The following is a 13,492-nucleotide window of genomic DNA, read 5'->3' as shown; positions in this document are numbered from 1 at the left end:
GCCCTGGCGATGTTCCGCGGCGGCCGCGCACAGGTACGGCGAAGGGCCGCGCCCCCGGCTGACCGGGGACGCGGCCCTCACAGGCCCCTTGCGGCTACTTGCGGCTACTTGCGGAGCAGGCTGCGCAGCACGTACTGCATGATGCCGCCGTTGCGGTAGTAGTCGGCCTCACCGGGGGTGTCGATCCGGACGACCGCGTCGAACTCGACGCCCGTGTCGGTGGTGACCTTGACCGTGCGCGGCGTGGTGCCGTTGTTGAGCTCCTCGACGCCGGTGAAGGAGAAGGTCTCCTCGCCGGTCAGACCGAGGGACTCGGCGGTGGCGCCCTCCGGGAACTGCAGCGGGAGCACGCCCATGCCGATCAGGTTCGAGCGGTGGATGCGCTCGTACGACTCGGCGATGACGGCCTTGACGCCGAGCAGCGCGGTGCCCTTGGCGGCCCAGTCGCGGGACGAGCCGGAGCCGTACTCCTTGCCGGCCAGGACGACCAGCGGGATGCCCTGCTCGATGTAGTTGCGGGAGGCGTCGTAGATGAACGCCACCGGCGCGTCCGCCTGGGTGAAGTCGCGGGTGTAACCGCCCTCCGTGCCCGGCGCGATCTGGTTGCGCAGGCGGATGTTGGCGAACGTACCGCGGATCATGACCTCGTGGTTGCCTCGGCGGGAGCCGTAGGAGTTGAAGTCACGACGCTCCACACCGTGCTCGGTGAGGTACTTGCCGGCCGGGGTGTCGGCCTTGATGGCGCCGGCCGGGGAGATGTGGTCGGTGGTGACCGAGTCGCCCAGCTTGGCCAGCACGCGGGCACCGGCGATGTCGGTGACCGGGGACGGCTCGTGCGCCATGCCCTCGAAGTACGGGGGCTTACGCACGTAGGTCGACTGCGGGTCCCACTCGAAGGTGTTGCCGGTCGGGATCGGCAGCGACTGCCACTGGGCGTCGCCGGCGAAGACGTCGGCGTAGGACTTGTTGAACATGTCCTCGCCGATGGCGCTCGCCACGACCTCGTTGACCTCGGCCTCGGTGGGCCAGATGTCCTGGAGGTACACCGGCTTGCCGTCGGTGTCGGTGCCCAGGGCGTCCTTGGTGATGTCGACCTTCATCGAGCCGGCGAGCGCGTAGGCGACGACCAGCGGCGGGGAGGCCAGGTAGTTCATCTTGACGTCGGGGTTGATCCGGCCCTCGAAGTTCCGGTTGCCGGAGAGGACCGAGGTGACCGCGAGGTCGTGGTCGTTGACGGCCTTGGAGACCTCCTCCGGCAGCGGGCCGGAGTTGCCGATGCAGGTGGTGCAGCCGTAACCGACCAGGTTGAAGCCGACCTTGTCGAGGTACGGGGTCAGGCCCGCCTTCTCGAAGTAGTCGGTGACGACCTTGGAACCCGGGGCGAGGGTGGTCTTGACCCAGGGCTTGCGGGTCAGGCCCTTCTCGACCGCCTTCTTGGCCACCAGCGCGGCGGCGACCATGACGTACGGGTTGGAGGTGTTGGTGCAGGAGGTGATGGCCGCGACGGTGACCGCGCCGTGGTCGATCTCGTAGGTCGAGCCGTCGGGGGCGGTGACGGTGACCGGGTTGGTCGGCACGCCGTTGGCGGTGGCCGGGGAGTCGGAGGCCGGGAAGGATTCCTTGCCCGCCTCGTCGTCGTCGGCGACGTAGTTGCGGACGTCGCTCTTGAACTGCTCGGCGGCGTTGGCGAGGACGATACGGTCCTGCGGGCGCTTCGGGCCGGCGATCGAGGGGACGACCGTGGCGAGGTCCAGCTCCAGCTTCTCGGAGAAGTCGGGCTCGGCCTTCGGGTCCAGCCAGAGGCCCTGCTCCTTGGCGTACGCCTCGACTAGCGCGACCTGCTGGTCGCTGCGGCCGGTCAGACGCAGGTAGCTGAGGGTCTCGTCGTCGATCGGGAAGATCGCGGCGGTGGAGCCGAACTCCGGCGACATGTTGCCGATGGTGGCGCGGTTGGCGAGGCTCGTCGCCGCCACACCCTCGCCGTAGAACTCGACGAACTTGCCGACCACACCGTGCTTGCGGAGCATCTCGGTGATGGTGAGCACCAGGTCGGTGGCGGTGGTGCCGGGCTTGAGCTCACCGGTCAGCTTGAAGCCGACGACGCGCGGGATGAGCATGGAGACCGGCTGGCCGAGCATGGCGGCCTCGGCCTCGATGCCGCCGACGCCCCAGCCCAGCACACCGAGGCCGTTGACCATGGTGGTGTGCGAGTCGGTGCCGACCAGGGTGTCGGGGTAGGCCTGGCCGCCCCGGACCATGACCGTGCGGGCCAGGTGCTCGATGTTGACCTGGTGGACGATGCCGGTGCCCGGGGGGACGACCTTGAACTCGTCGAAGGCGGTCTGGCCCCAGCGCAGGAACTGGTAGCGCTCGCGGTTGCGGCCGTACTCCAGCTCGACGTTCTGGGCGAAGGCCTCGTGGGTGCCGAACTTGTCGGCGATGACGGAGTGGTCGATGACCAGCTCGGCCGGGGCCAGCGGGTTGATCTTCGCCGGGTCGCCGCCGAGCTCCTTCACGGCCTCGCGCATGGTGGCGAGGTCCACGACACAGGGCACGCCGGTGAAGTCCTGCATGATCACGCGGGCCGGCGTGAACTGGATCTCCTGGCTGGGCTGGGCCTGCGAGTCCCAGCCGCCGAGGGCGCGGATGTGGTCGGCGGTGATGTTCGCGCCGTCCTCCGTGCGGAGCAGGTTCTCCAGCAGCACCTTCAGGCTGTACGGAAGGCGAGCCGAGCCTTCCACCTTGTCCAGCCGGAAGATCTCGTACGACTCGTCGCCCACCTGCAGCGTGCTGCGGGCGTCGAAGCTGTTCGCCGACACGACAGTCTCCTTCATTGATGTGCGCGTACCACCGTCAATCGTGCCGCCACGCCGACTTGGCCGATCCAGTAAGGTCAGACTAAGTTAGGCAAGCCTTACTAGAGGTGGCGGCTACGGTGCGCCTAGGCAGATATCTCGATGTCGAGATAACTCTAGTACACGGGCGCCGGATGGTCATGCCCGGACCCGTTCTCCGCTGCCCCCGCGGCGTGTCCGAGGCCGGTCGCCGAGGGGCGAATCACCACATCCCGAACGGGCACGCGGGAGCGAACCACCGGGCCCCGAACGAGCACCCGTGAGTCAATCCGGGTTTCACACCCATCAGTTCGCCGAGCGGGGGTAGCCGACGACGGGACGAGAGGAGTCGCAGTCATGCCGCTCACCTTCCGGAAGAGCTTCCGGATCCTGCCCGGAGTACGCCTCAACATCAATCGGCACTCCTGGTCCATCACCACCGGGGGCAAGCACGGGCCCCGGCACACGCACAGCAGTACGGGACGCCGGACGACGTCGATGGATCTGCCCGGACCGTTCGGGTGGCGGCGCACCTCCAGGGAGCGCCGCCGGTGACGTCCGCGGGCGGACCGGAGACCCGAGCGGTCCGCCCGCGGCGTCGTCCGGGCCCGGACGGAGGAGCGGGGAACCCACAAGGCGGATCGTCGGCGTGTCGCACAATATGCCAGATCAGGACAAGCCGGGCTATCCGCACGATGAAGTCGAAGTGCGTACCGACCAGATCGTTGCCCACCCCCGGACGGACGCCCACCGCACCCTCGCTGAGCAGGCAGTTCGGGCTCCGGTCCACCCGGTCGGCGGACGGCACGCCGGCGCCGACGGCGACCTCGGCCGCCGCGCCCCGGTCCTCCGGACCGCTCGTCGCGTGGCTGCCGTCGACGAAGGGGCCGAACCCGTCGACGAACCGGTTGCCCCGGATCACCACCTGGAGCGGACAGGATTTCCGCAGCGCCTCCGTGATCTCGGCTGCCCCTAATCGGTCGGCGCGGCGCGCCCTTGAGTTCACGGTGTCCGGCGACGAGTACGGAATCTGTTCTCAATGTTCCGGAAACCGTGCGGACGGTGTCGACACGACCGGACAGATCGATCGGCGACATGCCGACCTCGAAGTGGTTTCCGTTGACGGAGTGTCCGTCCGGGAGAAGTTCCGGGCGCGCACGACTGGAGAGCTGGAGTTGTTCCGGGAGGCGGATGACGAGATCCGTCCCGGGGCCGGTCATACGTACTTCTTCGCGGGCCGGGAGGAGTTGGGCGATGATCCTGCAATACGCCGCGATACGGCCCGGGATGTCGGTCTCGGAGAACCTTTCCAGACCGTGTCCGGCGACCCGCGGATCAGCCGGGAAAGAGGCCGCAGGAAAGAGTCCGGCGGAATCCACCGCACGCTGCTCCCGGGAGACGACGGCGTCCGCCGCCGGGCACCCCCGCCCACGTCCGCGCCGGGCTCCGGTTCACCGTCCGGCGCCCTCAGGGCGCGGCGGTACATGTCACCGTCGCCCGCCGCGCTTTCCACCATCCAAATCCTTCGGGACATGTGCGATCCCATTGTGTGCGGTGCGAGTGCGGGAATTTCCGTGGCCACCGTAGGCGGGCATCCGAGGAGGGCACCGGCGGCGGCGCGCAGCGCAACGAACCGTGTATCGGATCCCGTTGTGGGTGATCGCCGGGAAATGCTTGGGAATCTCGCCCTCGGAGGTCAGGATGGTCGTTCCCTGATCGGCGTCGAGGGACCCGAGCCGGGCGATGTGCGGGGCTTCCGGAGTTCCGACGAAGAAGGTTGCCTCGATGGCTTCCTGGGGCATTTCCCGTACCTCCGGATTGAGCCTGACGACATGCCGGTTGCGCGCACCGGGCACCACACCAACGCACGGAGGAAATGCCTCCGGCCGACGCCCGAAGGAATTCACCACCAAACGCCGGGAATCGCCTTGAGTTCTCCGACCCTGCCCTTGTGCGCTTCGCAACGATGGTCGACGGGCCGAACGGCCACCCTCGCTGACAAGGCATCACCCGAACGGGCCCCCCAACGGGCACCATCTCATATCTGAGATAGCCTCAACCTCATGGCAGACGACTACCTCGTACGCATCGGCAAGCTCATCCGTGACGCCCGGCAACACCGCGGCTGGACACAGGCACAGCTCGCGGAGGCGCTCGGCACCAGTCAGAGCGCTGTCAACCGCATCGAGCGCGGGAACCAGAACATCAGCCTTGAGATGATCGCCCGCATCGGTGAAGCCCTGGACAGCGAGATCGTCTCACTGGGCTACGCGGGCCCGATGCATCTGCGGGTGGTGGGCGGCCGCCGGCTGTCCGGCGCGATCGACGTGAAGACCAGCAAGAACGCGTGCGTGGCCCTGCTGTGCGCCTCACTGCTCAACAAGGGGCGCACCGTACTGCGCCGGGTGGCCCGGATCGAGGAGGTGTACCGCCTCCTGGAGGTGCTCAACTCCATCGGCGTGCGCACCCGCTGGATCAACGAGGGCGTCGACCTGGAGCTGGTACCGCCGGCCGACCTCGACATGGCGGCGATCGACGCCGAGGCCGCCGTACGCACCCGCTCGATCATCATGTTCTTCGGGCCGCTGCTGCACCGCATGGACCACTTCAAGCTGCCGTACGCCGGCGGCTGCGACCTCGGCACGCGGACCATCGAACCGCACATGATCGCGCTGCGCCGGTTCGGGCTGGACATCGCGGCGACCGAGGGGCAGTACCACGCGCAGGTCGACCGCTCGATCCGGCCGGACCGCCCGATCGTGCTGACCGAACGCGGGGACACGGTCACCGAGAACGCGCTGCTGGCCGCCGCCCGGCACGACGGCGTCACCGTCATCCGCAACGCCTCCTCCAACTACATGGTCCAGGACCTCTGCTTCTTCCTGGAGGCGCTCGGCGTCAGGGTCGAGGGCATCGGCACCACCACTTTGACCGTGCACGGCGTCCCGAACATCGACGTGGACGTGGACTACTCCCCCTCCGAGGACCCGGTCGAGGCGATGAGCCTGCTGGCGGCGGCGGTGGTGACGGAGTCCGAGCTGACCGTGCGCCGGGTGCCGATCGAGTTCCTCGAGATCGAACTCGCCGTCCTGGAGGAGATGGGCCTCGACCACGACCGCACGGCCGAGTACGTCGCCGACAACGGCCGTACCCGCCTGGTCGACCTCACCGTCCGGCCCTCCAAGCTGGAGGCGCCGATCGACAAGATCCACCCGATGCCGTTCCCGGGCCTGAACATCGACAACGTCCCCTTCTTCGCTGCCATCGCGGCGGTCGCACAGGGCAAGACCCTGATCCACGACTGGGTCTACGACAACCGCGCGATCTACCTCACCGACCTGAACCGCCTCGGCGGCCGGCTCCAGTTGCTGGACCCGCACCGGGTGCTGGTGGAGGGCCCGACCCGCTGGCGCGCCGCCGAGATGATGTGCCCGCCGGCGCTGCGCCCCGCCGTGGTCGTCCTGCTGGCCATGATGGCGGCCGAGGGCACGTCCGTGCTGCGCAACGTGTACGTCATCAACCGCGGCTACGAGGACCTCGCTGAGCGCCTCAACACGATCGGGGCGCAGATCGAGATCTTCCGGGACATCTGAACGGCGCAGTGTCGGCCCCCTCGGAGGCAAGGGGCACGACACCTCAACATGCCATCTGACCTGCGGATACCCACCTTCACGGCCCTCCACTGATCACTGTTGTTCTTCAGCACCTTGTGCAACGCACGCGCAAGACGATCTTGAGTGGTTGACGACACGTCAGACATGCCTGAGTATCCGTAAACCTTCACGGAGGGTTGTCGCCGAAGTGGCCTCGCAACGTCCGATGTCCCTCGTGTCTCGCCGACCGCGTCTGGTCGACCATCGGCACCCAGGTCGAAGTCCCGGCAAGCCACCCCGGTAAGTGCTGGCTCTCGCACCGCCGCGAGTACCGCAAATCGACTCACGCAGCAGCCCTCCGCCCCCCAGTCTGAGACGGCCAAGCTGCCGCTGAGATGCACGGTCGTTCCGCGTGACCTGAGGCCGTGCACATCGGGTGCACACCGGCCGGAACAGGGCTCGGCTTCGAGACAGGTACGGCAGTCCACCGGATCCGCGATCAAGGACGCGCGGCCGAGGAGCTCATCGAGAAAGCCGGGCTCGGTGCGGCTTGCAGGGGTCAAGTCCTCGGCCGGGCCACGCAAACCCGGTCAACCAGGGTCAACCTGTTCGAATGCCGCTCGGTCGCGTCCAGCCGCTCCGGCCCGCCGGCCGGTCCGTGTCCCCGCACGCCGTTCGCCGCCTCGCCCCTGCACGCCGGTCGCTGCCTCGAAGTCCCGCAGGCCGCTGCGACCTGTCTGGAACCACTGGCCTGACACCGCGAAGCCCTCGCGTCGGTACCCACGCGTCCGCCGGGTCCTCGAGACCTTACGGCCCCGGCCGCTCGGGGAGATCTCGACGGACGCGCGTGCGGACCCCGTTTCCCGAAATCGCCCCGCTCCGTGCGACGGACCCGCCGCCCTGCCCCGTAGAGCAGACGACATCAGCTCACAGGGAAGGGAGCGCGACGTGGCAGGGCACAGAGTCAGAGGTGCCAGGGGTACGGCGATCGCGGCGGTGGCCATGGCGGCGCTGACCGCGTCACAGGCGCCGGGGGCGGTCCCGGCACGGGCCTCCGTACCCCCGCGGCAGGCGCACGCCGAGCAGGGGCCGAGCGTGTCGGGCGACACCCGGTACCGCACCGACCTCCCGCTGCCGCGGACCCGGGAACGCAAGGGCGAGGCGTCGGTGGCGGGCGCCGCGCTGCCGGCGAGCGTGTTCGCCGCCTACCGGCACGCCGAGGCGGAACTCGCACGCACCGCGCCCGGCTGCCGGCTGCGGTGGCAGTTGCTGGCCGCGATCGGCCAGGTGGAGTCCGGGCAGGCGCACGGCGGTCGGGTGACGGCGGACGGTACGACCGTGGCGCCCATCCTCGGGCCGCGGCTGGACGGCGGCGCCTTCGCGGTCATGCGGGACACCGACGGCGGCGCGTACGACGGGGACGCGGCCTACGACCGGGCGGTCGGACCGATGCAGTTCATCCCGTCGACCTGGGCCCGCTGGGGCACGGACGGCAACGGCGACGGGCGGGCCGACCCGGACAACGTCTTCGACGCGGCGCTCGCCGCCGGGCGCTACCTGTGCGCGGGATGGGGGCACCTCCCGCTCGAGCGAAGCCGAGAGTGGGGGAGAGACCTCTCCGACCCGGTCGAGCTTGACCGGGCGGTCCTCGGCTACAACCACTCGGAGGCGTATCTGCGCACGGTCAGGGCCTGGTACGCGTACTTCCTGGAAGAGTGCCGGGTGGTGCCGGACAGCTCCGCGAAGTCCTCGGCGCACCCGGAGCCGTCGCGGCCGCCGTCCACGCCGAAGCCCTCGCCGACACCGTCCGCCCGTCCGAGCGCCGTCCCCTCCCCGACACCGTCCGTACGTCCCTCGCCAGCCCCCGGCACGTCCCGTCCGGCGGGCGGGGCCGCTCCGACGGAGGAGCCCCAACTCCCCTCACCGGGCGTGGATATCGAACTGCCCGGCGACGACCTGCTGCCCAGCGGCGGTCCGCTGACCAGTAACAGCGGGGACTCGACGACCTCCGCCCCCTCCACAACCGCGACTACCGGGCGGTAATGTCACCACCCGCCGGACGGCACAGGACCGGCGGGTGAGCGCAAAGGGGCCCTCATGGCGACGGACATGCCGGACATGCCTGCGGAGATACAGGCGGCCCACGACCGTTGGCAGCGCATGTGGAGCCACCGCGAGCAACTGCTCAAGGTGGCCCGGCGCAGGTCGATGAGCCCGGAGGACGCCGAGGACGCGGTGCACGAGGCCATGCTGCGCGCCGCGGAGCGCCCCGACCTGGACGACGAGCGCCTCGGCGGCTGGCTGACGACCGTGACCATGCGGCTGTGCGTCGATCGGCATCGCCAGGTCAACCGTGAGGCCGAGGTACACCGCAGCCCCACGCTCGCCGCGCCGGGTCCGGTGCCCGTCGAGGAGGCGGTGTGCGACCGGGCCGAGGCCAGGTGGCTGGCCGTGCGCAGCGGGGAGCTGCCGGCGCGCCAGTCCGAGGCGCTCCGGCTGAAGTCCGAGGGCCTCGACGTCGGCCAGGTCGCCGTGCGCATGGGGCTGAGCTATCGCACCGTCGAGTCGCTGCTCGCCCGGGCCCGGCGCACCCTGCGCAACTCGCTGGCCGGAACGCTGGGCCTGGCCCTGTTCCTGTGGGGGCGCGGCAAGCTGCGCGCGGGCGGACACGCGCAGGCCGTGGCGGTGACCTCGACGGCCGCGACCCTGGTGGTGGCGGGGTTCGTGTTGCCGTACGTCCACGACGGGGACAGGCAGGGCACGGCTCCCCGACCCTCCGTGTCCCGCATGGCCCAGGCGACCACGCAGACCGGCCGGCCCGACGGCGTCGGCCGGGTGGCCGCCCCGAACGCCCGTGATCTGTCGGCCGCCTCGGCGTCCCACGCAGCGACGCCGACGGTGCCGCCCGGCGATGACGACCGGTCGTTGCTGCCTCTGTCGGTGCCACCGCTGCCGGACGCCTCGCGGTCACCAGTGCCGTCCGTCCCCGACGTCCCCGGCGTGTCCGGCCTGCCGAGCGTGCCCGGCCTCCCCGATCTGCCGGCCACGGTCCCGACGACGCCTCCGGCCCTCCCGGAGGCTCCCGCCACGTCCTCCGCCCCGGTCGACGTACCGACCCCGACCGCGCTGCCGTAGAACCGCCGGACAAAGGACTGCCGTAGAACCAGCGGAAAGCGCGGCCGTCGAGCCGCCGGAAACCCGCCCGCAAGACCCCCGAAAAAAATCCGCCTCCGTCGCGACGGACGCCCGGCCCCTCCCCGTAGAGCAGATGTCGGAGCTGCTCCACGGCCGAAGGGTGGACCGGATGGGTGTCGAGATCTGTGTGGAAGGGCTGACCAAGTCCTTCGGTCACCAGGTCATCTGGCAGGACGTCTCGCTGACGCTGCCCGCCGGGGAGGTCTCGGTCATGCTCGGCCCCTCGGGCACGGGCAAGTCGGTGTTCCTCAAGACGCTCGTCGGACTGCTGAAGCCGGACCGGGGTTCCGTGAAGGTCGCGGGCCGGGACGTCACCAAGCTGCGCGAGCACGAGCTGTACGAGGTGCGGAAGCTGTTCGGGGTGTTGTTCCAGGACGGCGCGCTGTTCGGCTCGATGAGCCTGTACGACAACATCGCTTTCCCGCTGCGCGAGCACACCCGTAAGTCCGAGAGCCAGATCCGGCGCATCGTGCTGGAGAAGATGGACATGGTCGGGCTGATCGGTTCCGAGGGGAAGCTGCCCGGCGAGATCTCCGGCGGCATGCGCAAGCGAGCCGGTCTCGCCCGAGCCCTGGTCCTCGACCCCGAGGTCATCCTCTTCGACGAACCCGACTCCGGCCTCGACCCCGTACGCGTCGCCTATCTCAACCAGCTGATCGTCGACCTCAACGCGCAGATCAACGCGACGTTCCTGATCGTCACGCACGACATCGCCTCGGCCCGCCAGGTGCCGGACAACATCGGGCTGTTGTTCCGCCGTGAGCTGGTCATGTTCGGGCCCCGTGAGGAGCTGCTGACCAGCGACGAGCCCGTCGTACGGCAGTTTCTGAACGGCCGGATGCAGGGGCCGATCGGGATGGCGGAGGAGAAGGACGCCGCGCAGGTCGAGCAGGAGCTGGCGCGGCTCGGCGACGCGGACCGCAAACCCCGCCACGTCGGCAACGACATGACGCCGCGCCTGATGCCGGGCCCCGGCATCGCCCGTCCGTCCCGCTGGGAGGCGATCGCGAGACGCGAGGCCGAGCTGCACCGGAAGGCGGTGACCGGCGCATGAGGCTGTCACCCACCGGGGCGCTGAGGCACTCGGGGAACCTCTTCGCGATGGCGCTGGACGTCGTCCGGACCATCCCCCGACGGCCGTTCCAGGCACGGGAGTTCATCCAGCAGGCCTGGTTCGTCGCGAGCGTCACCATCCTGCCGACGGCCCTGGTGTCCATCCCCTTCGGCGCGGTCATCGCCCTGCAGATCGGCAGCCTGACCCGGCAGCTCGGCGCCCAGTCCTTCTCCGGGGCCGCCTCGGTCCTCGCGGTGCTGCGGGAGGCCTCGCCGATCGTCACCGCGCTGCTGATCGCGGGCGCCGGCGGCACGGCGATCTGCGCGGATCTCGGGGCGCGGAAGATCCGCGAGGAGATCGACGCGATGCAGGTGCTGGGCATCGACCCCATCCACCGGCTGGTCGTCCCGCGGGTCCTGGCGTCGATGGTGGTGGCAGTGCTGCTCAACGGCCTGGTGTCGGTGGTGGGCGTCGCGGGCGGCTACTTCTTCAACGTCGTCCTGCAGAACGGCACGCCGGGCGCGTATCTCGCTTCCTTCACGACGCTCGCCCAGCTCTCCGACCTGTGGGCGGCGGAGATCAAGGCGCTGGTGTTCGGCGCGATCGCCGCGATCGTCGCCTCGTACAAGGGACTCACCGCGAAGGGCGGCCCGAAGGGTGTGGGCGACGCGGTGAACCAGTCGGTGGTGATCACCTTCATGTTGCTGTTCGTGACGAACTTCGTGATGACCGCCGTGTACTTCCAAGTCGTTCCGCAGAGGGGCTGAGTCATGGCGCTGCTGAATCGTCTGGAGGAACTGGGCAGCCAGCTGTCCTTCTACGGCCGCTCGTTGGCGTGGACGGGCCGCACCGTACGCCGGTACAAGAAGGAGATCCTGCGGCTGCTCGCCGAGGTGAGCTTCGGACGCGGCGCCCTCGCCGTCGTGGGCGGCACGGTCGGCGTCATCGCCTTCCTGTCGTTCTTCACCGGCACGGAGGTGGGCCTCCAGGGCTACGCCGCGCTCAACCAGCTCGGCACCTCGAACTTCGTGGCGTTCCTCTCGGCGTACTTCAACACCCGGGAGATCGCGCCGCTGGTGGCGGGGCTCGCGCTGTCCGCGACGGTGGGCGCCGGGTTCACGGCGCAGCTGGGCGCGATGCGGATCAGCGAGGAGACGGACGCCCTCGAAGTCATGGGCGTGCCCTCGCTGCCGTTCCTGGTGACCACCCGGATGATCGCCGGTTTCGTCGCGGTGATCCCGCTGTACGTGGTCGGGCTGCTGTCCTCTTACTTTGCCGCCCTCACCATCACCACCGGCTACTACGGGCAGTCGGCGGGCACCTACGACCACTACTTCCAGCAGTACCTGCCGCCGGTCGACGTGCTGTGGTCCTTCGGGAAGGTGCTCGTCTTCGCCGTCCTGATCATCCTGGTGCATTGCTACTACGGCTACTACGCGAGCGGCGGCCCCGCGGGCGTCGGCGTCGCCGTGGGCCGCGCCGTGCGCACCTCGATCGTGGCGATCAACGTCCTGGACTTCTTCCTGTCGCTCGCGATCTGGGGCGCCAACACGACCGTACGGATTGCGGGGTGAGCCGTATGAGAGTGCTGAGACTGCGGTTGTACGGCGTCGTGTTCCTCGCCGTGCTCGCGCTGCTGCTGTCCCTGTCCGTCGCCGTGTACCAACAGGTGTTCACCCCGGCCGTACGGATCGAGCTGGAGGCCGACAGCATCGGCAACCAACTCGATCCCCGCGCCGACGTCAAGCTGCGCGGGCTGCTGGTCGGCGAGGTGCGCGCGGTCCACGCCGACGGGACGAAGGCGACGCTCGGCATCGCGCTCAAGCCGGAGTACGTCGCGTCCATCCCGTCCGACGTGCACGCACGCCTGCTGCCCAAGACCCTGTTCGGCGAGAAGTACGTCGACCTGGTCGCGCCCGCGCGCTCCTCGGCCAGGCCCATCCGCGCGGGGGACGTCATCACCCAGGACCGCACCCGCGTCGGCATCGAGCTCCAGCAGCTGATGAACGACCTGCTGCCGCTGCTGCGGACCGTGCAGCCCGGCAAGCTCAACGCCACGCTCTCCGCGTTCGCCACCGCCCTCGAGGGGCGCGGCGACCGGATCGGCGACAACCTCACGCGTGTGGAGGACTATCTGCACCGGCTCAATCCGCACCTGCCGTCCCTCACCGAGGACTTCGCCCGCTTGGCCGACGTCGCCGAGGTGTACGGCGACGCGGCCCCCGACCTGATGGAGATCCTGCGCAACACCGTCACCACCAGCCGCACCCTGGTCGAGCAGCGGGACCGGCTCGCGTCCGCGCTCACCACGACGGCCACTGCCGCGGGCACCGCGGACGACTTCCTCGACGCGAACGGCGACCGGCTGATCACCCTGGGCCGGGTCTCCCGCCCCACGCTCGATCTCTTCGCCCGCTACTCGCCCGAGTACCCGTGCCTCTTTGCCGGCCTGGTGCGCGAGGAGCAGGCATCCGAGCAGGCTTTCCGGGGCGGCAGGATGCACATCACGCTCGAAGTCGTCCGCCAGCAGGGGGCGTACGAACCCGGCGAGTATCCGCGCTACGACGATCGGTCGGGGCCCAACTGCCGCGACCTGCCCCATCCGCCGGTGCCCGCGCCCGGGGTCCACCTCAACGACGGTTCGGCGAAGGGCAGTTCGTCCGGTCCGGGCGGCGTCTCCGCCACCTGGACCGAGCAGCGCGCCGTCGGCTCGCTCGTCGCGCCCGTCATGGGCGTGCCCGCCGACGAGGTACCGCCGGTCGCGACGCTGCTGTTCGGACCGATGGCGCGCGGGACGGCGGTGAGCGTCGCATGAG

General features: G+C 69.7%; 10 protein-coding genes. 9 read left to right on the top strand and 1 reads right to left on the bottom strand.

Annotated elements, in window-relative coordinates:
- Positions 1-104 precede the first annotated feature (104 nt).
- Positions 105-2,819, bottom strand: coding sequence for an aconitate hydratase AcnA (gene acnA, locus ACWGJB_RS36310; protein WP_453384304.1), 2,715 nt, complete (start codon positions 2,817-2,819; stop codon positions 105-107).
- A gap of 372 nt (positions 2,820-3,191) precedes the next feature.
- Here acnA and ACWGJB_RS36305 point away from each other — a divergent pair, with 372 nt between their 5' ends.
- The 9 genes from ACWGJB_RS36305 (at position 3,192) to ACWGJB_RS36265 (ending at position 13,491) form a co-directional block, all read left to right on the top strand.
- Positions 3,192-3,389, top strand: a complete 198-nt coding sequence (locus ACWGJB_RS36305; RefSeq protein ID WP_351728923.1) for a DUF4236 domain-containing protein — start codon at positions 3,192-3,194, stop codon at positions 3,387-3,389.
- A 151-nt stretch (positions 3,390-3,540) separates the two neighbouring features.
- Positions 3,541-3,810 (top strand): hypothetical protein, encoded by a 270-nt coding sequence (locus tag ACWGJB_RS36300; protein WP_453384303.1) that lies wholly within the window; start codon positions 3,541-3,543, stop codon positions 3,808-3,810.
- 1,087 nt (positions 3,811-4,897) lie between these two features.
- Positions 4,898-6,427, top strand: coding sequence for a helix-turn-helix domain-containing protein (locus tag ACWGJB_RS36295; RefSeq protein ID WP_453384302.1), 1,530 nt, complete (start codon positions 4,898-4,900; stop codon positions 6,425-6,427).
- A 948-nt stretch (positions 6,428-7,375) separates the two neighbouring features.
- On the top strand, positions 7,376-8,470 hold the full coding sequence (locus ACWGJB_RS36290; protein WP_453384301.1) for a lytic transglycosylase domain-containing protein: 1,095 nt from the start codon (positions 7,376-7,378) through the stop codon (positions 8,468-8,470).
- Between the two features lie 54 nt (positions 8,471-8,524).
- Positions 8,525-9,562, top strand: coding sequence for a sigma-70 family RNA polymerase sigma factor (locus tag ACWGJB_RS36285; protein ID WP_453384300.1), 1,038 nt, complete (start codon positions 8,525-8,527; stop codon positions 9,560-9,562).
- 169 nt (positions 9,563-9,731) lie between these two features.
- Positions 9,732-10,676, top strand: coding sequence for an ABC transporter ATP-binding protein (locus tag ACWGJB_RS36280; protein ID WP_453384419.1), 945 nt, complete (start codon positions 9,732-9,734; stop codon positions 10,674-10,676).
- Positions 10,673-11,443: an MlaE family ABC transporter permease gene (locus tag ACWGJB_RS36275; RefSeq protein ID WP_099941049.1), complete on the top strand. Its 771-nt coding sequence runs from the start codon at positions 10,673-10,675 to the stop codon at positions 11,441-11,443. The genes ACWGJB_RS36280 and ACWGJB_RS36275 overlap by 4 nt, the downstream gene beginning before the upstream one ends.
- A 3-nt stretch (positions 11,444-11,446) precedes the next feature.
- A complete protein-coding gene (locus ACWGJB_RS36270; RefSeq protein ID WP_453384299.1) occupies positions 11,447-12,250 on the top strand; it encodes an MlaE family ABC transporter permease in 804 nt (267 codons plus the stop codon).
- Between the two features lie 5 nt (positions 12,251-12,255).
- The gene (locus tag ACWGJB_RS36265; protein ID WP_453384298.1) at positions 12,256-13,491 is read left to right on the top strand and encodes an MCE family protein; all 1,236 of its coding nucleotides are present in this window, start codon (positions 12,256-12,258) and stop codon (positions 13,489-13,491) included.
- Position 13,492: the final 1 nt, after the last annotated feature.

It is taken from the genome of Streptomyces sp. NPDC054813, from assembly GCF_053611365.1.
Note: the sequence above shows the minus strand (reverse complement) of the source record. Positions and strands in the feature narration are given on the sequence as shown.